Below are 24,547 nucleotides of genomic sequence, written 5' to 3'. Positions count from 1 at the left end.
TACTGGCCAACTACTGACAACACGGAAGGGACAGGGCGCGGGTTCAGTTCAGATCCACCCGACACGAAGGAGACCACTGTGGCTCGTCGGGCGCGCGCGTTCTGGATCGTCGAGCCGGGACGCGGCGAGATCCGGCCGGTGTCGCTGCCCGAGCCCGGCGCCGGCGAGGTGCTGGTGCGCACCGTGCACTCCGGGATCAGCCGCGGCACCGAGTCGCTCGTCTTCAACGGCCGGGTGCCGGCCAGCCAGCGCGCCACCATGCGCGCGCCCTTCCAGGACGGCGAGTTCCCCGGCCCGGTGAAGTACGGCTACCTCAGCGTCGGCGTCGTCGAGCGCGCGCCAGATGATGGGACGGACGGCCTCGTCGGGCGCACGGTCTTCTGCCTGCACCCGCACCAGACGGCGTACGTCGTACCGGCGAGCGCGGTCGTTCCCGTACCCGACGGCGTGCCGGCGGCGCGGGCCGTGCTGGCCGGCGCCGTCGAGACGGCGCTCAACGCCTTGTGGGACATACCGCCGCTGCTGGGAGACCGGATCACGGTGGTCGGCGCCGGGCTGGTCGGCTGTTGCGTGGCGCGACTGGCGGCGCGGGTGCCCGGCGTGCAGGTGATGGTCCTCGACGTCGATCCGAGCCGGGCCGAGGTGGCGTCGGCGCTCGGCGTCGGATTCGCGGCGCCGGACGTGAGCCCTGGCCGCAGCGACCTGGTCGTGCACACCAGCGCCACGCCGGCCGGACTCCGGCGCAGCCTGGAGCTGGTCGAGCCGGAGGGCACCGTCCTCGACCTGTCCTGGTACGGCGACCAGGAGGTCGCCCTGCCACTCGGCGAGGCGTTCCACTCCGGGCGGCTGACCCTGCGCGGCAGCCAGGTCGGGTCGGTCGCGCCGGCCCGCCGCGGCTCGCGCAGCCATCGCGACCGGCTCACGCTGGCCCTCGACCTGCTCCACGATCCAGCGTTCGACGCGCTGCTCACCGGCTCCTCGCCGTTCGACGAGCTGCCCGCGGTGCTGGCTCGGATCGCCTCGGGCGGCCTGCCGGGCCTGTGCCACGTCGTCGAGTACCCCGACACCGACACCCACGGGGAGGACTGATGTTCACCGTCACCATCCGCGACCACGTGATGATCGCGCACAGCCTGCGCGGCGAGGTGTTCGGACCGGCGCAACGCCTGCACGGCGCGACCTACGTCGTCGATGCCGGCTTCGCCGGGCCCGAGCTCGACGCCGACGGCATCCTGGTCGACATCGGCCGGGCCACCGACGTGGTGCGCGAGGTCCTCGACCGGCTCCGCTACCGCAACCTCGACAACGAGGACCTGGTCGCCGGGCAGAACAGTACGACCGAGGTCCTGGCCCGCTGGGTGGCCGATCGGCTGGCCGAACGCGCTGCCGGGGGCGACCTCGGGCCGGGCGGCCAGGCCCTGGCGGGGATCGAGGTGACGCTGCACGAGTCGCACGTGGCGCGGGCGAGCTACCAGCGGGCGCTGTGACCGTGCCGACCCTCCACGTCGTCGTGCCCGACGGCATCGACGACGCTCAGCGACCCAGCGGCGGCAACGTCTACGACCGGCGCGTGCTCGATGAGCTCGCGCGGCGCGGCGTGCCGACGCGGGAGCACCGGGTCGGAGAGGTCGCCCTCGGGTCGGTGGTCGGGTCGCTGCCCGACGGCGCCACGGTCCTGGTCGACGGCCTGGTCGCCTCGACGACCGACGTCCTGGTCGCCGAGAGTCGACGCCTTCGCGCGGCGGTGCTGCTCCACATGCCTGGCTCGGGGCCCGCGGAGCCCGCGGTGCTGCGAGCGGTCGCGGCGGTGGTGACCACGAGTGGCTGGGCCCGAGGCTCGGTGCTCGCGCTCGGCGTGCCCCCGGACGGCGTCCACGTGGCGGTCCCCGGCGTGGCCGCCGGCCCGCCGGTTGCCGGCTCCGCCGCTGGCGCGGACCTGCTGTGCGTCGGCCCGGTCACGCCGGCCAAGGGGTACGACGACCTGGTCGGTGCGCTCGACGCCGTCCGCGATCTCGCGTGGACCTGTCGGTGCGCCGGCGCGCTCGACCTGGAACCCGCCTACGTCGCCGCGCTGCGGCACCGACTGCGCCGGCTCGGCCTGGCCGACCGGGTCTGGCTGCTCGGCCCGCTCCCGCCGGCCGCTCTCGAGGGGCTGCGGTCGGCGAGCGATCTGGTGATCGCTGCCTCGCACCGCGAGTCGTACGGCATGGCGCTGGCCGAGGGCCTGGCCCGCGGGCTCCCGGCGATCGCGACCGACGTCGGCGGCCAGGCAGAGGCGCTCGGCCGCACCGAGAACGGCTCGCTGCCGGGCACCCTGGTCCCGGTCGGCGATCCGGCGGCGCTCGCGAGGGCGCTGCGGGCGTGGCTCGGCGAAGCCGACGTCCGGGCGCGCTGGCGGCGAGCGGCGGCCGAGCGCCGACGGAGTCTGGGGACCTGGGACGCGACCGCGACGGTCGTCCACGACGTACTGAACCGGATCGCCGCGGGCGCCGTAGAAGCGGACGAGGGGAGGTGTCGGCGATCGACTCACGCACGCTCGGAGCGCGGATCCGGCTGATCGCGGCTGCCGCGATCCTGATCGTCCTCGCGCTTCGGCTCGGCGCGCGTCCGTTCCTCGACGGCCTGGTGCACACCGATCCGCGGGCGCTCGCGTTCGCGCTCGTCGTCACCGCGGCGACGACGGGATGCTCCGCACGCCGGTGGTGCCTGATCGCGTCGGGGCTCGGGGTCGGTATGTCGTTCCGGTCGGCCTACCGCTCCTACTACCGGTCCCAGTTCCTCAATGCCACCCTCCCCGGCGGCGTGCTCGGCGACGTCCACCGCGGCTACCGGCACGGGCAGGACGCCGGCGCCGTGGGCCGCGGCCTGCTGTCGGTGGCGATCGACCGGGCGAGTGGCCAGGTCACGCAGGTGGCGCTGGCCGTCGCCGCCGTCCCCCTGCTGCCGACGGCGCTGCGGGGCTGGGTCCTCGCCGTGCTGGGGGCGCTCATGGTGGCCGGGCTCGTGCTGCTGAGCCTGAGCCGCGCCCGCCGCGAGGTCGCCGCTGCGCTCACCGGGGCCTGGGCGGAGGTGGCCGTGCTCTCGGCGCTCGCGGCCGGCGGTCACGTCCTGGTGTTCCTCGTCGCCGCGCGGACCGCCGGGGTCACCGCGTCCGCACCGCACCTGCTCGCGCTGGCCCTGCTGGTCCTGGTGGCCTCCGCGATCCCGGTCAGCGTCGCCGGCTGGGGGCCGCGTGAGGGCGCGGCCGCGTGGGCCTTCGGCGCAGCCGGCCTCGGCGCGGCGGCCGGTGTCGAGGTGGCGGTCGTTTACGGCGTCATGTCGCTTGTGGCGACTCTTCCGGGGATGCTGATCTTGCGTGCGGCCCCGAACAACCCGGTCACCTCGGCTCCGACGGCGAATCGGTGGATCCAGGCGAAGGGAGAGCCCACATGGACGAGCGGCCCTACCTACTCGTGAGCTGCAGCATGTCGCTCGACGGCTACCTCGACAGCGCCGACGACACCCGGCTGCTGCTGTCCAACGACGCCGACTTCGACCGGGTCGACGACGTCCGCGCCGGCTGCGACGCGATCCTGGTGGGCGCGGCCACGGTCCGCAACGACGACCCCCGGCTGCTCATCCGCTCCGCGGAGCGACGCCGTCGCCGACTCGACCGCGGTCTCCCACCTCACCCGATCAAGGTCACCCTGACCTCCCGCGGCGACCTCGACCCCGACTCCCGGTTCTTCACCCGCGGCGACGGCGAGAAGCTCGTCTACTGCCCCGAGGTCCGGGTCTGTGACCTCGAGAACCTCGTCGGCTGCTCGGCCAAGGTCGTCTCTCTGGGCACCACGGTCGAGATGTGCCATCTCGTCGCCGACCTCGGCTCGCGCGGCGTCCGGCGGCTGCTGGTCGAGGGCGGTGGCACCGTCCTCACCCAGGTGCTGTCCTCGGGCGTCGCCGACGAACTCCACCTCGTCGTCGCGCCCTTCTTCGTCGGCGACTCCCGCGCGCCGCGATTCGTCAGCGACGGCTCCTTCCCGTGGTGCCCGGGCGCTCGGGCGGAGCTCGTCGAGACCCGCCCGGTCGGCGACGTCGCGTTGTTGCGGTACGCGCTCTCGGAGCGATGTGTGAGGTAGCGCGCAGATCAATGCCGGGGTGCGCCAGCGCCGCCCGGCTCGCACGTGCTCGCCCTACTCGCCGAGCAGCTCCCACACCCGCTCGCGCGCGGCCCGGACGTCGACCGGCTCGCCCGCCAGGACGTCGAGCGCGTGTTGCAGCGGCCAGGTGACCAGTGCGCCGTAGCGGGCCGAGTAGATCCCGATCGCGTCGATCCGGTAGTCGTCGGAGTGGTCGAAGAAGGTGTAGCCGAGCAGCTGGTAGACGTCGAGGCGGGGCAGGCCGTCCGAGCGCCGGCCCGTGCGCGGGTTCTTCGCCCCCAGGCGGGTCTTGAGGTCCAGGAGCAGTCCGTCGGCGATCAGGTCGGCGTCGGCCGCGCACAGCCTCGAGCCGTCGAAGGTCGGCCCGAGCGCGTAGGGCGCCGAGAGGTGCGGCAGCAGGCGGCCGGCGGCGACATCGCGCAGCTCGGCGAGCTGCCGGACGGCGTCGGCCGGCGCGAGGGCGAGCAGCGCGGAGGCAGTGAACCGATCACGCTCCAGCAGCCCCCACAGCGGCGAGGCCCGACGCACCCCGACCCGGTAGACCTCGGTGCACAGCGCGAGCGCCCAGCACGCGCGCGCCAGCAGGTCGCCGTCGCCGCGACCGACGGCGTCGCGGCCGGTGCGCATCACCTCCACGACGGTGCGCACGCGCTCGGGCCGGTCGGCGAAACCCAGCGCCGCGATCGTGGGCGGCTCGGCCGGATCGAGCCGGAAGCGGACCTCGAGGTCGAACGCCGCCCCGAGCGTGGCCGGGTCGGCGCTCCCACCGTCCACCAGCAGCGGCCCACACTTGGCGCGATAGTCGGCCTGCAGGACCCGCACCTTCGGGAACCGCTCATCAAGATAGCGTCGCAGCGGCGAGTCGCGATCGCGCAGCGCACTGGTCAGGTTGGTGTACCGGTAGCCGCGCACGCCCCCAGCCAACGGCACCGCACGGGCGCCCGCAACACCGATGCGGGCCACGGCGGTCAGGTGGCTGGCAGGTTGGAGCTCCTAGCGTCGGAGCATGATCCACCTCTCCGCAACGCTGGCCGGCCTCGGCGGCCCGCTCGCGATCCTGGTGCTGATGGCGATCGTCTTCGCCGAGACCGGCCTGCTCGTGGGCTTCTTCCTGCCCGGTGACTCCCTGCTGTTCACCGCAGGTGTGCTCCTCGCGGCGAACACCCTCCAGGTGCCCTTCGCGCTCGTCGCGGCAGGTGTCATCGCGGCGGCCTTCCTCGGCGACCAGTTCGGGTACGCGCTCGGCCGCCGGGCCGGCCCGCGACTCTTCACGCGTCCGGACTCTCGCCTGTTCTCCCGCAAGAACGCCGAGCGGGCGCACGACTTTTTCGTCCGGCACGGCGCGCAGTCGATCGTGCTGGCCCGGTTCGTCCCGATCGTGCGCACCTTCACCCCGCCGGTCGCCGGCGTGGCCGCGATGCCGTACCGGCGCTTCGTCGTCTTCAACCTGCTCGGCGCCGTGCTGTGGGGGCTGGGCATCTTGACCGCGGGCCACCTCCTCGGGGGCGTGCCGTTCATCGCGGCCCACGTCGAGGTGATGACGCTTGCCGTGGTGGCCCTCTCGCTGATCCCAGCGGGGCTCGCGCTGCGGCGCTCGCGCCGCGCTCCCGCAGCCGGAGACGCCGACACCCCGGTCCGCCTGACCGGGGTGTCGGGGTAGGGCGCGGCGCCAGCCACGCCCGAAGGCCTCGACCCCCGCTACGGGGGGTTGTAGCAGGGGCCGAGGGTCGAGAGGGATCTGTCGGTTACGGCGTCTTCCGGCTGACCCAGGGGCCGGGGAAGCTGGGCATGTCCTCGCAGCCGCAGCGGGCGGAGTGCACGTCGGGCATCTCGGCATTGGCCTTGATCACCTCGGGCAGCTCGTCGCTGGTGATCGGGGTCTGCGGGACGGTCCAGTCCTTCGGGATCTCCTCGCCCTGGAAGAGCATGGCGACCGCGAGCAGGGCGGTGCGCCACTGGAAGTTGGAGTAGACCGGGGCGAAGCCGTTGAAGCCCAGCTCGTCCCAGGCCCGCAGGTAGGCCATGTTGTCCTCGCCGGTGATCGCGGGGATGTCCATGCCGGCGTCCTGGAACGCCTCGATGGCCGGGACCGCCTGGTCGCCGAGGTCGACCCACACGCCGTCGACCTCACCGGAGGTCAGCTCATCGGCCATGACGGACTTGATCTCCGCCGGGTCGGCGCCGGTGATGTGGTCGGTGACCTTGAGGCCGGCGTCCTTGAAGATCTTCGTCGCCGCGGCCCAGCGCTGCTCGAAGACGTCGACGCCCGGAGCGGTGCGCAGCGCCACGACCGTGTCGCCCTCCTCCAGCTGGTCGGCGAGGAAGGAGGCGCTGTCGATGCCCCAGGCGTAGCCGCCGATGGAGTGCACGAAGCTGGTGATGCAGGTCTCGGTGGTGCCGCGGTCGAACACGACCACCGGCTTGCCGGTCTCGCAGGCGCGTCCGATGGCCGACGCCGTGGCCTCGACGGTGGCGGGGGCGATGATGAACGCGTCGCAGTCGCCTTCCTTGATGAGGAAGTCGATGTCGGAGACCTGGGTGTTCTCGTCGTCCTGGGCATCGCGCATGACGAGATCGGAGATGACGCCCTGGTCCTTGAGGACCTTGTACTGCTCGTACATCGTGATCCAGCCGGTCTGGCGCCACACGTTGCTCAGCGAGGCGTTGGAGAAGCAGACCTTGCCCGGCGTCGTGCGGGCGTAGGGCTTGGGGTCGACCATCTCGCCGCCAGGGAGGTACTGGAGGTATGGCTGCGCCGGGTCGCCCTCGAAGGTGGCGGTGCGGTCGGCGTCCTCCTTGTCGTAGGCGGCCTGGTCGAGCGAGGAGGCGTCGCCCTTGTCGGTGTCGGAACCCGAGTCGGACCCTCCGGGTGCCGCGCACGCGCCAAGAAGCACGACCGCCACGGCGAGGAGAGGCGCCACGAACCGACGCATCGGCAGGTTGGTACTGGACATGACATTTCCCTTCAGGTTGACCACGGGAGTGGGTCCGAGCTCAGGACGTCGAACGACGTCGCAGTGTGAGGAGCGGGCCGAGCTTGGTCCGCGCGGCGGTGAGGGTGAGGGCGAGGATGATCAGCAGGCCCTGGACGGTGGCCCGCCAACTGGTGTCGATCCCCGAGGCGTTGAGCACCGCGACCAGCGTCTCGAGGACGAACGCCCCCGCGGCCGCCGAGAGCACGAGCCCGCGCCCACCGCCGAGGACGACGCCGCCCACGACCGCAGCCGCGATCGCCGTGTACTGGTAGCCCTGTCCGACGGTGGGGTGGGTGCCGGCGAAGCCGACCAGCACGATCGCGGCGACGGTGGCGAACAGGGAGGAGGCGATGAAGCCGCGAGCCATCAGCCAGCCCCGATTGGCGCCCGCGAGCGAGACCGCGGTGGGGTTGTCGCCCCGCGCGACGAGGAGTCGCCCGACCGGACGGCGCGCCAGCACCGCCGCCACCACGAGGCAACCGGCGAGCACGAGCACCGACCAGGGCAGGTAGCCCAGGAGCGGGACGTCGATCCCGCCTCGGCCGACCTCGCGGAACTGCTCGGACGGGTTGCCGCTGGCGGCGCCGCCGGTGAGGTACCGCGTCATGCCGCCGAGCATGAACATCGTGCCGAGCGTCGTCATGAACCCGGGGATCTTGAGGTAGGCGGTCGCCAGGCCGTTGAAGGCGCCGACGCCGACGCCGATCGCGAGCATCAGCAGGAGCCCGGGCACGATGCGGGAGTTGTCGTCGCCGATGAAGCTGCCGGCCACCACCACCTGGACCCCGATGACCGCCCCCTGCGAGAGGTCGAACTCCCCGGAGACCAGCACGAAGTACTGGCCCAGGGTGACGATCACGATCGGGGCCATCCGCCCGATCAGGCGGGTGAACTGGTCGGGCTCGCCGAGGGTGGGGTTGAGCAGGATCAGGACGACGAACAGCGCCACCATGATCGGGTACACCGCCGTGCTCGGGTCCAAGAACGTGTTCAGGAGTCGCGAGAGGACGCTCTTGCGGGGCGCCGCGGATGGCGTCGCCGAGGTCTTCGTGGGTCCTTCGGCTGCGCTCGCGGCCGAGTCGGTCGGGCCGGTGGAGCCGGTAGAGGTGGTCGAGGTCTTCACTGGGCCGCCCTCACGATCTGGTCGGGCTGGTCGGGCTGGTCGGGCTGGTCGGGCTGGTCGGGCCGGTCGGGTGCCGGACTCGACGGCGGCGCCACCGGGTCGCCGGCCGCGGTGAAGCGCCGGAACTTGGAGCCGTCCCCGCGCAGGGAGAAGACGGCGACCGCGGCCACGAGCACCGCGCCGCGCACGACGTCCTTGAGGAACGGGTTGACCTGGAGGATGCTCAGCGTCGAGTCGAGGACCGCGAAGATGAGGATCCCGCCGAGGGTCCCCCACAGGGAGCCACGTCCACCGGCCAGCGCGCAGCCGCCGAGCACCACCGCGGCGATGGAGAGCAGGTCGTAGGCGCCCTGGGTGCCCACGACCGGGCTGCCGACCCCGAGCCGGGCGACCACGACCAGCCCCGCCAGGGCGGCGAAGACCGACGAGATCACGTGGGCGAACACGATCGGCACGACGTTCTTGATCCCGGACATCTTCGCGACCTCGGCGTTCCCGCCGACCGCGTAGACGTGGAACCCCAGCCGGGTGCGGCTCAACCACAGCGACGCCGCGACCAGCGCGGCCAGCATGAAGAGGGTGGTCACCGGGATCGGGCCGACCGAGGCGGAGCCGAGGTCCTTCATGACCGACGGGACGCCGCCGACGTTGCCGGGATAGTTGGTGGTCAGGTAGCCGGAGATGATCAGGCCGGTGCTCAGCGTCGTGATGAAGCCGTTGAGGCCGAGCACCCCGACCAGTAGTCCGTTGGCCAGGCCGACGAGGGCGCAGACGCCGATCGAGATGGCCAGCGCCGAGGGGACCGCGCTGTTGTTGCCGGCCATCAGCCCGGCCGCGAGGACGCTCGCCAGGCTCATGACGTAGCCGACCGACAGGTCGAGGCTGCCGATGAGGATCACGTGGGTCTGGCCGATGCACACCAGGCCGAGCACGGTGATGCTGGTCAGGATCACGTCGATGTTGCCCGACGAGAACAGGTTGTGCCCGCGACTCATCGTCAGGCCCGCGCAGACCGCGACCACGGCGAGCAGGATCAGGTACACCGACGCGGTGTCGGGGATCGACTTGAGCCTCATGGAGCACCGACTCCCTCGAGCCGGTCGACCAGGGTGGCCGTGCGCATGATGTCTTCCTCACTCGAGCCGCCGGCGAGCTCGCCGACGAGCCGGCCGTCGTGCATGACGAGGATCCGGTCGGCGATGCCGACCACCTCGGGCAGGTCGCTGGAGACCATCAGGATCGCCGCGCCGGAGTGGGCCAGCTTCCGCATCAGCTCGTACACCGAGCGCTTGGCGCCGACGTCGATGCCGCGGGTCGGCTCGTCGAGCAGGATCACGGCGGGTTCGAGCACCAGCCACTTGGCCAGGAGCACCTTCTGCTGGTTGCCGCCGGACAGGTAGCGGATCTCCTGGGAGGTCCCCTGGGACTTCAGGTTCAGGTCCTTGAGGACCTGGTCGGTCCGCTTGGCCTGGCTGTGGGACGAACGCGGTGCGACCGCTCGGGCGACCAGGGCCGCGTTGTCCTTCACCGACTGGTTGAGCAGCAGCCCGGAGGCCTTGCGGTCCTCGGTTAGGAACGCAGTGCCGTTGCGGATCGCCCGGCGGGGACGGGTCGGGGCGGCGCCGACGCCGTTGGCGGTCATCGCGCCGCGGGTGAACGGGCGCACTCCCGCGATGGCCTCGAGGAGCTCGGTGCGCCCGGAGCCCTGGAGCCCTGCCACCGCGACGATCTCGCCCGCCCTGACCTCGAGGGTGATGTCGTCGACGTCCCGGTTGCCGGCGGCGTCGAGCTCGAGCATCGCCTCGCCGGGGGTGGTGCCTTCGACCGCGGGTGGGAAGAAGCTCTCGATCTCGCGGCCGACCATGTGCCGGACCAGCGACGACTCGTCGAGCTCGGCGGTCTTCGCGGTGACCACCTGCGCGCCGTCCTTGAGGACCGTCACGGTGGTGCACAGGTCGAAGATCTCCTTCAACCGGTGGGAGACGTAGAGGATGGCGACGCCGCGCTCGGTCAGCCGGCCGATGATGCCGTAGAGCAGCTCCACCTCGTGGTCGGCGAGTGCCGCCGTGGGCTCGTCCATCGAGAGCACGCGCGCGTCGTAGCTCAGCGCCTTGGCGATCTCGACGATCTGCTGCTCGGCGACCGAGAGGTTGCGCACCCGGGTCCGCGGCGAGATGGACGTGACTCCGATCGACCCGAGCAGAGCCGCCGCGTCGGCGTTCATCTTCTTGGTGGAGACGATGCCGAGGCGTCGGGGCTCGCGTCCCAGGTAGATGTTCTCCGCGACCGTGCGGTGCGGGATCAAGGTGAACTCCTGGAACACCGTCGAGATGCCGGCGGCGTAGGCCTGCGAGGGATGGGTGAAGTCGACCGGCTCGCCGTCGATGCGGACCGATCCGCCGTCGGCTCGGTGAACCCCGGCCAGGATCTTCATGACCGTGGACTTGCCGGCCCCGTTCTCGCCGACCAGACCGTGCACCTCACCGGCCTCCAGGTCGAGGTCGATCCCGCGGAGCACGGGCTGACCGAAGAAGCTCTTCTCCAGTCCCTGGACTTGCAGAAGCGTCATCGACCCTCCCAGGGAATACGCTTTCCCAAAAGATAGGAGCGGTTCCTACCTGTGTCAACCGTCACTGCCGACTTCCTTCAGATCTCGTTGTGGTGCGGGGGGACAACGCATTCCGTCGCGCCCGCCGATCCAGCCGTGAGGTGCTCGGTCACCACCTGCGAGGTCAAGGCGGCGGGATCCGCCAGGGCGCGCGTGCGCCCGTATCGCTCGCTGAGACTCACGACCGTGACGTCGTCCGGCACGACGACGTCGGCGGCCCGATCGCCCACGATCGCCACGACCTGCTTCCCGGCGCCGCGGGCCTCCTCCACGACGCCGCCCACGACCTTGCCGTTGAGCGACTCGGAGTCGAGCCGGCCCTCACCGGTGATCACGAGGTCGCACCACGCCAGCGCCTCGCGCAGGCCCACCTGGCGCGCCACGGTGTCGAAGCCCGGGCGCAGCCGCGCGCCGAGTGCCAGCAGGGCTCCGGCCAGGCCACCGGCCGCCCCGGTGCCGGCGACCTGCGTCACGTCTACGCCGAACTCTCGCGAGTACCTGGCCGCGAGGTCGCGGAGTCGGTCGGTCAGCTGGGCCACCTGAGCGGGAGAGGCCCCCTTCTGCGGGGCGAACACCGCGGCGGCGTCCACGAAGGTCGTCGCGACGTCGCAGCAGGCCGTCAGTCGCGGGGGGGTCCCCCGCTCGGCGCGGTCCTGCCACTCGCGACTGCTCAGGATCACCTCGAGGGCGCCGTAGCCACCGTCGGTCGTCGCCGAGCCACCGAGGCAGATCACGATCTCCCGCGCTCCCTGGCTGGTGGCGGCCACGACGAGCTCGCCGGTCCCCCAGGTCGTGGCGCGCAGCGGATCGTTGCCGGCGGCACCTCCGGCCAGCAGCAGCCCCGAGGCCCGCGCCATCTCGACCACCGCGACGCCGGAGTCCTGGTCCAGGCGCCACGGCGCGTCCACCGGCGTGCCCAGCGGCCCGGTCACCCGCGTGACCCGATTGGCGCCACCCAGCGCCTCGAGGGTGCCCTCGCCGCCGTCGGCCAGCGGCAGCACCCGACAGCTGCCGCCGAGCGCCTCGACCGCGTCCCGCACAGCTACCGCGATCTCGTGCGCATCGGCCGTGCCGCGGAACTTGTCCGGTGCCGCGAGCACCCGCAGTCGGCGGCCGGTCACGGCTGCGACGTCGATGGCCGGCCCAGGTACGGGGCGACCAGCTCGAGGTAGCGATCGCGCACCGCCTCGGCGACCGACTGCGGGTCGGCGGCCCAGATGTCGGCGTTGAAGATCTCGACCTCGATCGGCCCGTCGTACCCGGCTCGCTCCATCCAGGTCGTGATCGTGGCGAAGTCGATGTAGCCGTCTCCCATCAGGCCGCGTGACAGCAGGGCGTCCTGGGCGATGGGCAGGTTCCAGTCGCAGATCTGGTAGCCGGCCAGGCGATGCTCGCTGCCCGCTCGTTCGATCTGCCTCTCGAGGTCCGGGTCCCACCACTGGTGGAAGGTGTCGACGACGACCCCGACCGTCTCCGGCTCATAGGGTGCGGCCAGGTCCAGCGCCTGCTCGAGCGTCGAGATCACCGCGCGATCAGCGCAGTACATGGGATGCAGGGCCTCCAGGACGAGCCGGACGCCGTGCTCGCGCGCGATGGGCACGAGCGAGGCCAGGCGCTCCGCCACCCGGCGACGCGCAGCGACGAGGTCGCGATCCGGGAGCGTGAGACCGCCCACGACCATGACCAGCTCGCGGGTCCCCAGCGCCTGGGCCTCCGCGATCGCCGCGGTGTTGTCACGCAATGCCTCGTCCTCGGCGTCGGCGCCGGTGAGGAAGCCACCGCGGCACAGGCTCGAGACCGGCAGCCCGGTCTCGCCCACGAGCTCGACGGCGGCCGGGAGACCCACCTCGGCGACCCGGTCACGCCACAGCCCGACCGCGCCGAAGCCGGCCCGGGCGGCGACCCGCAGCGCGGTGGGCAGGTCGGCGTTCTTCACCGTGGCGGTGTTGAGTGACAGCCGCCGGAGCGCCGCCTCCTCGGACCCGGTCACGACGCCGTCCAGCCGCTGGTCTGGAGCACCTGCTCCATCCGGTCCCGCGCCAGCTCCGGATCCGCCAGCAGCCCGGCGCGGTCGGCCAGGGTGAACGTCTCGACGAGGTGCGTCAGGGACCGGCCGCTCTGGAGGCCTCCGACCATGACGAACCCGGGCTGCTTGCCGTTGAGGTAGGACAAGAACGCGATGCCGGTCTTGTAGAAGCGGGTGGGCGCGGCGAAGATGTGCTTGGCCAGCGGCACCGTGGAGTCGAGGATGGCCCGGGCGGTCTCGGCGTCGCCTCGGTCGAGGGCCTGGAAGGCCTGGGAAGCGGCCGGATAGATCGCGGCGAAGATCCCCAGGAGCGCGTCGGAGTGATGCTCGTCGTCGCCGAGGATCAGCTCGGGGTAGTTGTAGTCGTCGCCGGTGTAGAGACGCACCGACTCCGGGAGGCCGGCGCGCACGGCCTTCTCGTGGTCGGCGTCCAGCAGGGAGATCTTGACGCCGTCGACCTTCGCGGCATGGCGTCCGACGAGGTCCTCGAAGCGCCGGGTCGCCTCGCCGACGTCGGTCGAGCCCCAGTACCCGGAGAGCGCCGGGTCGAACATGTCTCCCAGCCAGTGCAGGATCACGCCGTCGGGTGCGTACCCGATGATCTCGTCGTAGACCGCGTCGTAGTCGGCGGCCGACTCCGCGACTCGGCACAGGTCGCGCGAGGCCATCACGATGACCTGCGCGCCGGCGCCGGCCACGGTGTCGATCTGCTCCTTGTAGGCATCGACGATGCGCGCCAGCGCGGCGCGGCCCGATCCGACCTCGGCGGCGCTCAGCTGGTCGGTGCCGGCGCCGCAGGCGATCAGGCCGCCGACGCCGGCCGCCTCCTTGGCCGAGCGCTGGACGAGCTCCCTGGTCGCCGGCCAGTCCAGGCCCATCCCGCGCTGCGCGGTGTCCATCGCGTCCGCGACGCCGAGGCCGTAGGACCAGATGTCGTGGCGGTAGGCGAGCGTGGCGTCCCAGTCGAGGCTGGCCGGGGCGCCCGGTGCGGTGTCGCTGAGGACCTCCGGGACGACGTGGGCCGCGGCGAAGGCCGTCCGGGAGGTGAGTGGACGCTCCGGACGCGACCACGTGGTCGGGTCGCTCAGGGTGAACTGCCCCGGCTCCCCCGGAAGCCGGATCCCGAGGTGGCTCACAGCCGGATCTCCGGGATGTCGATCCGGCGGCCTTCTTCCGACGACCTCAGGCCGAGCTCGGCCAACTGGACCCCCCGCGCCGCCGACAGGAGGTCGAACTTGTGGGGGCGGCCGGCGCACAGGTCGGCGATGAACAGCTCCCACTGAGCCTTGAAGCCGTTGTCGATCTCGTCGTTCGCGGGCACCTCGCTCCACTGGTCGCGGAAGCTCTGCGGCTCCTCGACGTCGGGATTCCACACCGGCTTGGGAGTGTGCACCTTCTGCTGGGCCACACACCGGTGCAGGCCGGCCACCGCCGAGCCGTCGGTGCCGTCGACCTGGAACTCGACCAGCTCGTTGCGGTGGACCCGGGTGGCCCACGAGGAGTTGATCTGGGCGATGACGTCGTCCTCGAGCTCGAAGATGGCGTAGGCCGCGTCGTCGGCGGTGGCCTTGTACTCCTGACCCTGCTCGTCCCAGCGCTGCGGGATGTGGGTGACGGCGCGGGCGTAGACCGAGTTGACCTTGCCGAGGATCCCCTCGAGCACGTAGTTCCAGTGGCAGAACATGTCGACGGTCATGCCGCCGCCGTCCTCGGCGCGGTAGTTCCACGATGGCCGCTGCGCCGGCTGGTGATCGCCCTCGAAGACCCAGTACCCGAACTCGCCGCGCAGGGAGAGGATCCGGCCGAAGAAGCCCTCGTCGACGAGTCGGCGCAGCTTGACCAGGCCGGGGAGGAAGAGCTTGTCGTGGACGACGCCGACGGTGGCGCCCAGGCGGTCGGCGAGTGCCGCGAGCGCGACCGCCTCCTCCAGCGTCTCGGCCGTGGGCTTCTCGGTGTAGACGGCCTTCCCGGCGTCCAGGGCGGCCTGGATGGCCGCGACCCGGCGCGAGGTGACCTGGGCGTCGAAGTAGATGTCGACCGAGTCGTCCTCGAGTGTCTTCTCCACCTCGGTGGTCCACTCCGCGACGCCGTGCCGGGCGGCCATCGCCTCAAGGCGCGCCTCGTTGCGGCCGACCAGGATCGGCTCCACCTGGACCGTCGAGCCGTCCTCCAGGGTCACCCCCCCTTGGTCGCGGATCGCCAGGATCGAGCGGACGAGGTGCTGGCGGTAGCCCATGCGGCCTGTGACGCCGTTCATCGCGATGCGAAGCACGCGGGTTTCGTAAGACACTGTTCCTCCTCGGAATGCGTATTCCGTATGCTGCCCACCGAGCAGTGCTCACGTCAAGCAGCAATGCCCACGGAGTGGAAACAGATATGGGAATGCGCAAACCCGAGGCGGTACGGTGTGCTCGACCTGAAGGACTGGTGGTGGTCTCGTGGCAGTGACTCTGGCGCAGGTGGCCTCGTTGGCCGGCGTCTCCCAGCCGACGGCGTCCCGCGTGCTCAACGGCTCGGCGCGCACCCCGGCGCCCCACGTGGTCGAGGCGGTCCGCAAGGCTGCCGACCAGCTCGGCTACATCGCCAACGCCCAGGCCCAGGCCCTGGTCCGCTCCTCGTCACGACTGCTCGGGCTGGTCGTGCACGACATCGCCGACTCCTACTTCTCCACCATCGCAGCGGGAGTCGAACGCGCCGCCGAGGAGCGGCAGCTCCAGGTGATGCTGGCCGTCACCGGCCGCGACCCCCTGCGCGAGCTGGCCGCCGTGCAGACCTTCATCTCGCACCGGGCCGACGCCGTCGTCATGGCCGGGTCGCAGTGGTCGGGCAAGGCGGCCACCGACGTGCGCGGGCGCCTGCTCGACAACCTGGAGCGGTTCGTCGACGACAAGCACGGGGCCGCCGTGATCGGTCCGCGAGTGGAGGGGCTGAGCGCGGTGACGCCTGAGAACCGGCGCGGCGCCGGCGCACTGGCCAACGCGCTCCTCGACGCCGGCACCCGCGACTTCATCGTGCTCAGCGGTCCGCCCGGCCTGGTGACCGGTGCCGAGCGCACGGCGGGCTTCACCGCCGCCCTGAAGAGGCGGGGAGTCACGGCCCGGCGAGTACCCGGCGACCTCTCCCGGGACGGCGGTTTCGAGGCGGCTCAGCAGGTCTTCGCCGAGCTGCCCTCCGGAGACGTCGCGCCCTGCCTGTTCGCGGTCACCGACGTGATGGCCATCGGCGCGGCCGCGGCCGCCCGGCTCGCCGGCCTGCGCATCCCCGAGGACGTCCAGATCGCGGGCTTCGACGACATCGTCACCCTGCGCGACTTCACCCCGGGTCTCACCACCGTGCACCTTCCGCTCGAGGAGATGGGCTACCGCGCGGCGATGCTCGCGACCGAGGGTGCGGGGGCCCGGTCCGAGCGAGCCCCCGCAACCGTGGTGCTCCGGGAGAGCACGCTGAACCCGGGGTCGTGATCCCCGGGTCCAGCGAGTTCGTTACTTCGCGACGAACACCGTCCGCAGGTTGGTGAACTCGCGCAGCCCGGCAGCGCCGAGCTCCCGGCCGAAGCCGCTGCGCTTGATGCCGCCGAAGGGCAACCGGGGGTCGGACGACACGAACGAGTTGATGAAGAGAGCGCCGCTCTCCACCTGCCGCCCGACCCGCAGGGCGCGATCCGGATCCTGGCTCCACACGCTGGCGGCGAGCCCGTACTCGGTCGCGTTGGCGACCTTGATCGCCTCGTCCTCGTCGACCACGCGGACCAGCGCGGCCACCGGGCCGAAGGTCTCCTCGCGCAGGACCGGCATGTCGTCGGTGACGTCGGTGAGGACCGTCGGCGCGAAGAAGTTGCCCTCGCCGTCGATCCGGCCGCCGCCGCACAGCAGGGTCGCGCCGCCCTCGACCGACTCCTCCACCTGACGCTCGAGCGTCTCGAGCAGGTCCGGTCGCGCCAATGGCCCGACCTGCGTCTGCGGGTCGGTGGGATCGCCCACCGGCATCGAGGCGATGGTCTCGAGGAAGGCCTTCTGGAAGGCGTCGGCCACCGACTCCTCGACGATGATCCGCTTCGCGGCGATGCAGGTCTGGCCGGTGCACATCAGGCGCGACTTCGCCGCATGGACGGCGGCGGTCGCCACGTCGGCGTCGGAGAGGACGATGAAGGGGTCCGAGCCGCCGAGCTCGAGCACCGACTTCTTCAGCGCCCGGCCCGCCGTGGCGGCGACGTGCCCGCCGGCGCGCGTGCTGCCGGTGAGGGTGACGCCGGCGATGCCCGGGTTCTCGATGATGTGGTCGGCGACCTCGGCGATCCGCGACTCGTCGACCACGACGACGTTGAGCAGCCCGGCCGGCAGCCCGGCGTCCACGCACGCCTGCTCGGCTGCCTTCGCGCTTCCGGTGACGTTCGGGGAGTGCTTGAGCAGCACGCCGTTCCCGGCCAGCATCGCCGGCACGGCGAAGCGGAAGAGCTGCCACAGCGGGAAGTTCCACGGCATCACCGCGAAGATCACGCCGAGCGGCTCGTAGGTCACATAGCTCGACGCCGCGGCCGTGGCGATCTCCTCGGGCTCGAGGAAGGCAGCGCCCTCGGCGGCGTAGAAGTCGCAGTTCCAGGCACACTTCTCGACCTCGGCGCGGGCCTCGCCCAGCGGCTTGCCCATCTCGGCGGTGACCAGCGCGGCGAGGTCGTCGGCGCGTTCACGGAGCACGCCTCCCAGGGCGCCGATCAGCTCGGCGCGCCTCTCGACGGGCAGGGCGGCCCACGTCCGCTGGGCGGCGCCGGTCCGCTCGATCTCCCGGTCGATGTCGCTGAGCGACTGGATGGGGTACTCGGCGAGCACCTTCCCGGTCGCCGGGTTGGTCGTCTCGATCGTTTCGGTCATCGCGGGGTCCTCACCTGGCTCAGCTCGTGGGTTCGTCGTTGCGGAAGATCGGGCCACGCTCCATGACCCGCTCGAGCAGACCGTCCTCGATGTAGTCGGGGACGACGTCGACGCGCACCTGGCGCGGCTCCTGGCCGGTGTAGCCGAGCCGCGACCGCACGTCGGGGTGGATGTAGTAGCCGCCGGCCACGACCATCCGGACGGCGTCGAGCGCCTCCGGGTCGGATCCGGCCAGCAGGTCCAGGACCGCCTCGGGGGTACTGTCGCCGGCGAGCTCGTGGGCCCGCACGACCGCTGCGGTCAGGTCGGGTCGGGCGCCGAGCACGATGTCGAGCTGGCGGCCCTGCACGTCGACCTCGCTGGCGCTGGGCATGTCGTCGGAGGCCGGGATCAGCACGTCGGCGACGGCGGCCAGCCAGGTGCGGACCTGCGGTGCGGGCGACGTGGTGAGCTCGATCGGCTGTGCGGTGGTCGGGTCGCTCATGCGGGCACCGCCTGGTCTCGTCGGTGGGCGATCAGATGCTCGACCGAGCGCAGGGCCAGAGCGGCGATCGTGCTCGTCGGGTTCACGGCTCCGCTGGTGACGAAGACGCTGCCGTCGATGATGAACAGGTTGGGGACGTCGTGGGCGCGACCGTACTGGTCGACCACCGAGTCGGCGGGGTCGTCCCCCATGCGGGCGGTGCCGAGCAGGTGCCAGCCGGAGTAGCGCATCAGCGACTCGGTCGCGATGTCGTAGGCACCGGCCGCGCGCAGCGACTCCACCGCCTTGTCGATGTTGAAGTCGAGCAGCTTGCGGGAGTTCTCGCTCATCCGATAGGTCAGCTTCGGCGCCGGGATGCCGTCGGAGTCGGTGAGGCTCTCGTCGATCTCGACGCGGTTGTCGAGGTCGGGAAGGTCCTCTCCGAAGATGCCCCAGCTGATCGTGCGTCCCAGGTGCTTGCGCACCTGCGCGTGGTGCTCGGGGCCCCAGACGTCGTTGCCGGCGCGCGGTGGGAGCGCGGCGGCGAGCGGTCCGCCGGTGGGCGCCAGGCTCCACTTGGCCCCGCGCACGAAGCCGCGACTCGGATCGGTCTCGTAGAACTCGAAGCACGCGATCTTCGCGCCGACGTGGCCGTTCCAGCTCTCGAGGTCCTCGTCGAAGTAGCCCAGCACGTTGGCGAAGGGGTGCACCATCAGGCGCCGGCCCACCAGTCCGCTGGAGTTGGCCAGTCCCGCCTCGTGCCCCGAGGTGGCGGAGTTCAGCAGGATCCGCGGGGTGCCGACGGCGTTCGCCGCCAGGATCACGATGTTGGCCCGGATCTCGTCCCACGTGCCGTCGCTGGAGACGAACTCGGCCCCGGTGGCCAAGCCGGCCGGCGACATCAGGATGCGGGAGACGCGTGCCCCGGTGATCAGCTTCGCGCCGCGGGCGATCGCTGCGGGCCAGTGCGTCACGTCGGTGGAGGCCTTGGCGCCCTCGGGGCAGCCCTGCATGCAGGTGCCCCACTGCACACAGGCCCGGCGCCCGTTGTGAGCCACCGAGGAGACCGACTGCGCGGCCGGCCACCAGTGCCAGCCCAGCTTGTCGTGCGCGCGGGCCATCTTCATGCCGATCTGGCCGATCGGCAGCGGCGGGAGCGGCGGGTCCTCCCCGTCCGGGTAGGCGGGGTCGCCGGCGACGCCGGAGACGCCGAAGTCCCGGTCGGTGCGCTCGTAGAACGGCTGCAGGTCCTGGTAGCGGATCGGCCAGTCGTCGGCGCACCCGTCGAGGCTCCTCACGCGGAAGTCCGACGGCAGCAGCCGCGGCCAGTCGGCGGCGTACATGATGGTGCTGCCGCCCACTCCGGCGAACATGAGGGGCGCGATGTCGGAGTCGGACTCGTCGATCGGGTAGTCCCGCTGACCGCCGCGGATGTTGGGACTCGCCGACCACTGCTTGCGAGCCTCCAGCTCGTAGGTCGACCGCTGTGCCGGATAGTCCGCGGGCGCCTGCCACTCACCCTGCTCGAGGCAGACGACGTCGACGCCCGCCTTCGACAGTGCATCGGCCGCGACCCCGCCGGCTGCCCCGGCACCGATGATCAGAACATCTGTTTCGAGCATGCCCCGCCTCTCTGGGAATACGATTTCCCGAGTGTAGGTGAGGGGCGCCCGAGCTCACAACCATATGTTCGGAGGATGGTGCGACGGGGCGTGACGGCACGGTCCACGGTCGCGGACCCTGAGGACTTTCGCGGAGGGGAGCGCACGGCTTAGCGTGGTGGGCCGGACAGATCCCTGCTGTCCGCGTGTCTTACGGGAGGGCTCATGGCAACCTCGGCCTCGACCAGCACCCGATCGCCGGTGCGTGAGCTGACCGTCCGCGCGGTGGTCCTCGGTGGCCTCATCACGCTGGTGTTCACCGCGGCCAACGTGTACCTGGGCCTCAAGGTGGGGCTGACGTTCGCGACCTCCATCCCGGCGGCCGTCATCTCGATGACCGTCCTGCGGCGCTTCGCCGACCACTCGATCGTCGAGAACAACATCGTGCAGACGATCGCCTCGGCGGCCGGCACGCTGTCGGCGATCATCTTCGTGCTGCCCGGCCTGATCATGATCGGCTGGTGGTCGGGCTTCCCGTACTGGACGACGGTCGCGGTGTGCGCGGTCGGCGGGATCCTCGGCGTCATGTACTCGATCCCGCTGCGCCGCGCGCTGGTGACCGGATCGGATCTTCCCTACCCCGAGGGCGTCGCCGGCGCCGAGGTGCTCAAGGTCGGCGACTCGCACGAGGCCGCCGACGACAACCGCGCCGGGCTCCGGGTGATCCTGGCCGGCGCGCTGGCCGCCGCGGGATTCAGCCTGGTCGCGGCGCTGAAGGTGATCAGCAACTCCCTGTCGGCGGCGTTCCGGGTCGGCTCGGGCGGGTCGATGGTCGGCGCCAGTCTCTCGCTGGCCCTGATCGGCGTCGGTCACCTGGTCGGCGTCACCGTCGGCATCGCGATGCTCGTCGGGCTGCTGATCTCCTACGGGGTCCTGCTGCCCGTGCGCAGCTCCGGCGACTTCGGTGGCGGTGCTGCCGTGGCCGACGTCGTGGGTGCCGTGTTCAGCAGCGAGGTGCGGTTCGTCGGTGCCGGTGCCATCGCCGTCGCGGCGGTCTGGACGCTGCTGAAGATCCTCGGGCCGATCATCTCCGGCATCCGCGCCGCCGCCCTCTCGGCTCGCCAGCGTCGCGAGGGCGACCGGGTCGACCTCACCGAGCAGGACATCCCGATCAACCTGGTCGGGCTCATCGTGGTGATCTCGATGGTGCCGGTCGCCCTCCTGCTGTGGGGCTTCATCGACGGCACCGCGATCAGTGGCAGCCTCGGGACGCTGGTGCTCATCAGCGTCGTGTTCGTGCTGCTGATCGGACTCGTCGTGGCCGCGGTGTGCGGATACATGGCCGGCCTGATCGGGTCCTCCAACAGCCCGATCTCCGGCGTGGGCATCCTCGTCGTGCTGGCGGCCGCGTTGCTGATCAAGGCGATCCACGGGACCGGCGACAACGGCGACCAGACCACGGCGCTGATCGCGTACACGCTGTTCACCACCGCCGTCGTGTTCGGGATCGCCACGATCTCCAACGACAACCTGCAGGACCTCAAGACCGGTCAGCTGGTCGGCTCGACCCCATGGAAGCAGCAGGTGGCGCTGATCATCGGCGTCATCTTCGGGTCGGTGATCATCGCGCCGATCCTCGAGCTGCTCCGGTCGGCGTTCGGGTTCCAGGGGGAGCCCGGCGCCAAGAGCGACGCGCTGGCGGCGCCCCAGGCCGCACTGATCTCCTCCCTCGCCAAGGGCGTGTTCGGCGGCGACCTGAACTGGAAGCTGATCGGCCTTGGGGCACTCATCGGCGTCGTCGTGGTGATCATCGACGAGGTGCTCGGCAAGACGACCAAGCGGTTCCGGCTGCCGCCGCTCGCGGTGGGGATGGGCATGTACCTGCCGATCTCGCTCACCCTGGTGATCCCGATCGGCGCGTTCCTCGGCCTCGCCTACGACCGCTGGGCCGAGCGCAGCGGCGATGCCGAACGCCGCAAGCGAATGGGCATCCTGCTCGCGACCGGGCTGATCGTCGGCGAGAGCCTGTTCGGCGTGGCCTTCGCTGGCATCGTCGCGGCCACCGGCAAGGAGTCGCCGCTCGGCATCGTCGGAGACGGCTTCGTGCACTGGGCCGAGGCACTCGGCGTGGTCGTGTTCGTGCTGCTCATCGCCTGGCTCTACCGGTTCACCCAGCGCACGGCGACCTCCGTGGAGGCTCGGCGCTGAGCGTCGAGCCCCCCAAGGCCGTCGTCGCGCTCCGGGGTCCCTCAGGCGGGCACCTTGTCGAGGAAGCCGCGCACATCGGCGATGCGGTCGTCGTCGTCGACCACGACGACGTCGAACCCGACCACGACCGGCTCCGCCCCGACCGGGCCGAGACCCCACTGGAAGCGGAGCTGCCGGTGGTGGGCGTCGGCGTCCCCGAGAAGCGTGAAAGCGAAGTCCGGGAACTGGCCGTGCACGGCCTCGATCGTGCCCGACATGCCCTCGCGTCCCTCACCGACCGCGAGTGGGTCGACGTAGAGGCAGTCCGGCGCCCAGTGCTTCGACAGCAGGTCGGCACGACGCTGGGGGTCACGCTCGTTCCAGGTGGCGATGTAGTTCTCGGCGATTGCGTTCATGGTTGTCTTTCCCTTTCGTGGTGGGCGAGGCACCACCATGGATCGCCTCTCCCGACCGGCGCGATTACCTCTGAGGTCATCGAGCGCGCGACATCGCGCCGATTAGGTTGACGGCGTGCCGACCACCAGCCCCTCCGCCATCGGGTCCGAGCTGCGACGGTGGCGCGAGACGCGCTCGTTGAGCCAGCTCGCGCTGGCCACGCGCGCCGACGTCAGCTCCCGCCACATCAGCTTCGTCGAGACCGGCCGCTCCCGACCCACGCCGGAGATGATCCTGCGGTTCTCCGACGCCCTCGACGTGCCGTTGGCCGAGCGCAATGAGCTGCTGCTCGCCGGTGGTTACGCGCCTAGGTATCCCGAGCGGTCCACCACCGACGCCGAGCTGGTGCCGATCATGGACGGCCTGCGCAACCTCCTCGACGCCCACGATCCGTACCCGGCCCTGCTCCTGGACGACGAGTGGGACGTCGTCGACTCCAACCGGGCGGTCGACGCGATGCTCGACGGCGTCGCCGCGCACCTGCTCGAGCCGCCGCTCAACGTGATCCGCCTGTGCCTGCACCCCGAGGGACTCGCCCCACGGATCCGGAACCTGCCGACGTGGCGATCCCACCTGCTGCACCAGCTCGACCAGCGCGTCGAGCGCACCGGACGCCGAAGCGCCCTGGTGAGCCTGCGCGCGGAGGTCGAGGAGTACCCCTTCGGCGGCCCACCGCCGTCCGCGCCGCCCCGTGACCCCGTGGTCAGGCTGGAGCTTGAGACCGACGCCGGCGTCCTCTCCATGTTCAGCATCGCCAGCCAGATCGAGTCCCCCCACGACGTCACGCTGAGCGGGCTGCACCTGGAGACCTTCGTTCCTGCCGATGACGCGACCCGTGAGGCGTTCGGGCCCGCTCCGCGCGGTGCGTCCTCGCGGGGCTGACCCGCATGTTCCGCGAGTTCGGATCCCACCTCGGGATGTTCGAGATCGCCTGGCGACACACCGTGTATCTCGGTGTCTACGAGCTTGAGGGCGTCTACGAGACTCTCCACCGTGCCTTCGCGGATGACAAGGACGCATATGACGAGCGTCCGGGCGGTCTGAGCGCCTGCGCGGGGCTTGTCATTGATCACCATGGCCGCGTCGTTGTGGAAGCGTCGATGCTCTCGTCCGCCTTGGGCCGTCGGGTGTCGGTCACCCGGCTCCCTGGGGGCGGTGGACGAGTAACCCCGCCCACGGACTCGCCTCGAGTCAGCAGTTCGCCGTCAACCAGGCACTCAACGAGGTAGCCACATCCCGCGCCGGGCTCATGGGCGTCAATCGGCTCCCAGGGACGGGAAGGACCACGACGTTGCGCGACATCCTCGCCGCAACGTTGTCGAACGCGCCGAGCGCCTCGCGAGGCTCGACAGCCCGAGGGACGCGTTCGTCGGTAAGCACACGTGGAACGCGGAGGGAGGTCACAAACGCACGGTTCCCCAGCTCCGACCGGAGCTGACCGGATTCGAGATGGTGATGGCTTCAGCGAACAACGCTGCGGTCGAGAACGTCACCGCCGAGGTCCCGGTCGACAACGCGATAGCCGGGCAGTGGCGAGCCGATCGCGGCTACTTCACCGCACTGGGAACGAAGATCCTGCTCCACCCCCGCATGTTCAAGCGGCGAACCCGGGTTTCCGCCACCGGAGATCCACCAGACCGGCGGCCCATCACCTGGCTCCCGCTCTACTGAGTACCGGCTCATCCCGACCAGCTTCGGTTCCGGCTGCCACCCAACCCCGACTCGCGCTCAAGTGGCCACAGACTAAGCATGAAGCCACTTCCAGTGCAGCCGCCGCGCCAGCCTCCGGTCCCCAAAGGCGCCTCACAACAGCGAAACTCCCGGCCAGGCGAGGCCTGCCGGGGGTTTCGTGAACTCACGTTGGATGGTTTCGTGAACCACCCTTGGTGCGCGAGGGGGGATTTGAACCCCCACGCCCTTTCGGACACTGGCACCTGAAGCCAGCGCGTCTGCCGTTCCGCCACTCGCGCAAGTAGCCGGGCAAGGTTAGCCCACCTGCTCGGCGCCGCCCAAACCGGCCATGCGCCGGTCGGGTGGGGGCGATCGCGCGGCAGGTCGCGGCGCGGGCGCTGGAGGAGGTGTGGGGTGCGTGGTTCGCGGG

At 71.3% G+C, this 24,547-nt stretch carries 23 protein-coding genes and 1 tRNA gene; 10 read left to right on the top strand and 14 right to left on the bottom strand.

Going from position 1 to position 24,547, the window contains the following annotated elements; translation table 11 throughout:
- Positions 1–78: 78 nt before the first annotated feature.
- From WMR31_RS05560 to WMR31_RS05540, 5 genes are read left to right on the top strand one after another with little or no spacing between them, the layout of a single operon-like run.
- Complete coding sequence (locus tag WMR31_RS05560) at positions 79–1,089, top strand: zinc-dependent alcohol dehydrogenase (protein WP_340537786.1); 1,011 nt, start codon at positions 79–81, stop codon at positions 1,087–1,089.
- Positions 1,089–1,487 (top strand): 6-pyruvoyl trahydropterin synthase family protein, encoded by a 399-nt coding sequence (locus WMR31_RS05555; RefSeq protein ID WP_340537785.1) that lies wholly within the window; start codon positions 1,089–1,091, stop codon positions 1,485–1,487. The genes WMR31_RS05560 and WMR31_RS05555 overlap by 1 nt, the downstream gene beginning before the upstream one ends.
- Complete coding sequence (locus WMR31_RS05550; protein WP_340537784.1) at positions 1,484–2,557, top strand: glycosyltransferase; 1,074 nt, start codon at positions 1,484–1,486, stop codon at positions 2,555–2,557. Before WMR31_RS05555 ends, WMR31_RS05550 begins: the two co-directional genes overlap by 4 nt.
- A complete protein-coding gene (locus WMR31_RS05545; RefSeq protein ID WP_340537783.1) occupies positions 2,512–3,456 on the top strand; it encodes a lysylphosphatidylglycerol synthase transmembrane domain-containing protein in 945 nt (314 codons plus the stop codon). The genes WMR31_RS05550 and WMR31_RS05545 overlap by 46 nt, the downstream gene beginning before the upstream one ends.
- On the top strand, positions 3,429–4,118 hold the full coding sequence (locus WMR31_RS05540) for a RibD family protein (protein ID WP_340537782.1): 690 nt from the start codon (positions 3,429–3,431) through the stop codon (positions 4,116–4,118). Before WMR31_RS05545 ends, WMR31_RS05540 begins: the two co-directional genes overlap by 28 nt.
- Positions 4,119–4,172: 54 nt before the next feature.
- On the opposite strand, the gene WMR31_RS05535 is transcribed toward WMR31_RS05540, so the two are convergent.
- Complete coding sequence (locus WMR31_RS05535; RefSeq protein ID WP_340537781.1) at positions 4,173–5,051, bottom strand: hypothetical protein; 879 nt, start codon at positions 5,049–5,051, stop codon at positions 4,173–4,175.
- A gap of 94 nt (positions 5,052–5,145) precedes the next feature.
- On the opposite strand from WMR31_RS05535, the gene WMR31_RS05530 reads away from it, so the two are divergent.
- Positions 5,146–5,799, top strand: a complete 654-nt coding sequence (locus WMR31_RS05530) for a VTT domain-containing protein (RefSeq protein WP_340537780.1) — start codon at positions 5,146–5,148, stop codon at positions 5,797–5,799.
- Between the two features lie 85 nt (positions 5,800–5,884).
- On the opposite strand, the gene WMR31_RS05525 is transcribed toward WMR31_RS05530, so the two are convergent.
- The 8 genes from WMR31_RS05525 to WMR31_RS05490 form a co-directional block, all read right to left on the bottom strand.
- Complete coding sequence (locus WMR31_RS05525; RefSeq protein WP_340537779.1) at positions 5,885–7,093, bottom strand: substrate-binding domain-containing protein; 1,209 nt, start codon at positions 7,091–7,093, stop codon at positions 5,885–5,887.
- 40 nt (positions 7,094–7,133) lie between these two features.
- Positions 7,134–8,237, bottom strand: a complete 1,104-nt coding sequence (locus WMR31_RS05520) for an ABC transporter permease (protein WP_340537778.1) — start codon at positions 8,235–8,237, stop codon at positions 7,134–7,136.
- Positions 8,234–9,313 (bottom strand): ABC transporter permease, encoded by a 1,080-nt coding sequence (locus WMR31_RS05515; protein WP_340537777.1) that lies wholly within the window; start codon positions 9,311–9,313, stop codon positions 8,234–8,236. Before WMR31_RS05515 ends, WMR31_RS05520 begins: the two co-directional genes overlap by 4 nt.
- A complete protein-coding gene (locus WMR31_RS05510; RefSeq protein WP_340537776.1) occupies positions 9,310–10,806 on the bottom strand; it encodes a sugar ABC transporter ATP-binding protein in 1,497 nt (498 codons plus the stop codon). Before WMR31_RS05510 ends, WMR31_RS05515 begins: the two co-directional genes overlap by 4 nt.
- A gap of 77 nt (positions 10,807–10,883) precedes the next feature.
- Positions 10,884–11,966: a glycerate kinase family protein gene (locus WMR31_RS05505; protein ID WP_340537775.1), complete on the bottom strand. Its 1,083-nt coding sequence runs from the start codon at positions 11,964–11,966 to the stop codon at positions 10,884–10,886.
- Positions 11,963–12,835, bottom strand: a complete 873-nt coding sequence (locus tag WMR31_RS05500; protein WP_340537774.1) for a sugar phosphate isomerase/epimerase family protein — start codon at positions 12,833–12,835, stop codon at positions 11,963–11,965. The genes WMR31_RS05505 and WMR31_RS05500 overlap by 4 nt, the downstream gene beginning before the upstream one ends.
- Positions 12,832–14,007 carry a dihydrodipicolinate synthase family protein gene (locus WMR31_RS05495; RefSeq protein ID WP_340537773.1) on the bottom strand — a complete coding sequence of 392 codons (1,176 nt, stop codon included), beginning with the start codon at positions 14,005–14,007 and terminating at the stop codon, positions 12,832–12,834. Before WMR31_RS05495 ends, WMR31_RS05500 begins: the two co-directional genes overlap by 4 nt.
- Positions 14,004–15,161, bottom strand: a complete 1,158-nt coding sequence (locus WMR31_RS05490) for a Gfo/Idh/MocA family protein (protein WP_340537772.1) — start codon at positions 15,159–15,161, stop codon at positions 14,004–14,006. The genes WMR31_RS05495 and WMR31_RS05490 overlap by 4 nt, the downstream gene beginning before the upstream one ends.
- A 148-nt stretch (positions 15,162–15,309) precedes the next feature.
- Between WMR31_RS05490 and WMR31_RS05485 the strand changes: the two genes are divergently transcribed.
- Complete coding sequence (locus tag WMR31_RS05485) at positions 15,310–16,332, top strand: LacI family DNA-binding transcriptional regulator (RefSeq protein ID WP_340537771.1); 1,023 nt, start codon at positions 15,310–15,312, stop codon at positions 16,330–16,332.
- A 21-nt stretch (positions 16,333–16,353) separates the two neighbouring features.
- Here WMR31_RS05485 and WMR31_RS05480 read toward each other — a convergent pair whose 3' ends face one another.
- Genes WMR31_RS05480 through WMR31_RS05470 form a run of 3 tightly spaced genes read right to left on the bottom strand, consistent with a single transcriptional unit; the run spans position 16,354 to position 19,824 of the window.
- The gene (locus tag WMR31_RS05480) at positions 16,354–17,739 is read right to left on the bottom strand and encodes an NAD-dependent succinate-semialdehyde dehydrogenase (protein WP_340537770.1); all 1,386 of its coding nucleotides are present in this window, start codon (positions 17,737–17,739) and stop codon (positions 16,354–16,356) included.
- A 19-nt stretch (positions 17,740–17,758) separates the two neighbouring features.
- Positions 17,759–18,223 (bottom strand): hypothetical protein, encoded by a 465-nt coding sequence (locus tag WMR31_RS05475; RefSeq protein ID WP_340537769.1) that lies wholly within the window; start codon positions 18,221–18,223, stop codon positions 17,759–17,761.
- A complete protein-coding gene (locus WMR31_RS05470; protein WP_340537768.1) occupies positions 18,220–19,824 on the bottom strand; it encodes a GMC family oxidoreductase in 1,605 nt (534 codons plus the stop codon). Before WMR31_RS05470 ends, WMR31_RS05475 begins: the two co-directional genes overlap by 4 nt.
- 249 nt (positions 19,825–20,073) lie before the next feature.
- Between WMR31_RS05470 and WMR31_RS05465 the strand changes: the two genes are divergently transcribed.
- On the top strand, positions 20,074–22,011 hold the full coding sequence (locus tag WMR31_RS05465; RefSeq protein WP_340537991.1) for an OPT family oligopeptide transporter: 1,938 nt from the start codon (positions 20,074–20,076) through the stop codon (positions 22,009–22,011).
- 41 nt (positions 22,012–22,052) lie between these two features.
- Here the strand turns inward: WMR31_RS05465 and WMR31_RS05460 are convergent, their stop codons facing one another.
- Complete coding sequence (locus WMR31_RS05460; RefSeq protein ID WP_340537767.1) at positions 22,053–22,406, bottom strand: nuclear transport factor 2 family protein; 354 nt, start codon at positions 22,404–22,406, stop codon at positions 22,053–22,055.
- A 115-nt stretch (positions 22,407–22,521) separates the two neighbouring features.
- Here WMR31_RS05460 and WMR31_RS05455 point away from each other — a divergent pair, with 115 nt between their 5' ends.
- Both WMR31_RS05455 and WMR31_RS05450 read left to right on the top strand, forming a co-directional pair.
- Positions 22,522–23,328 carry a helix-turn-helix domain-containing protein gene (locus tag WMR31_RS05455; RefSeq protein WP_340537766.1) on the top strand — a complete coding sequence of 269 codons (807 nt, stop codon included), beginning with the start codon at positions 22,522–22,524 and terminating at the stop codon, positions 23,326–23,328.
- 573 nt (positions 23,329–23,901) lie between these two features.
- A complete protein-coding gene (locus WMR31_RS05450) occupies positions 23,902–24,117 on the top strand; it encodes a hypothetical protein (RefSeq protein WP_340537765.1) in 216 nt (71 codons plus the stop codon).
- A gap of 213 nt (positions 24,118–24,330) precedes the next feature.
- On the opposite strand, the gene WMR31_RS05445 is transcribed toward WMR31_RS05450, so the two are convergent.
- A tRNA-Leu gene (locus WMR31_RS05445) sits at positions 24,331–24,416 on the bottom strand.
- Positions 24,417–24,547: the final 131 nt, after the last annotated feature.

The sequence above is a fragment of the Nocardioides epinepheli genome, from assembly GCF_037936805.1.
In the GTDB taxonomy this organism is placed as follows: domain Bacteria; phylum Actinomycetota; class Actinomycetes; order Propionibacteriales; family Nocardioidaceae; genus Nocardioides.
Note: the sequence above shows the minus strand (reverse complement) of the source record. Positions and strands in the feature narration are given on the sequence as shown.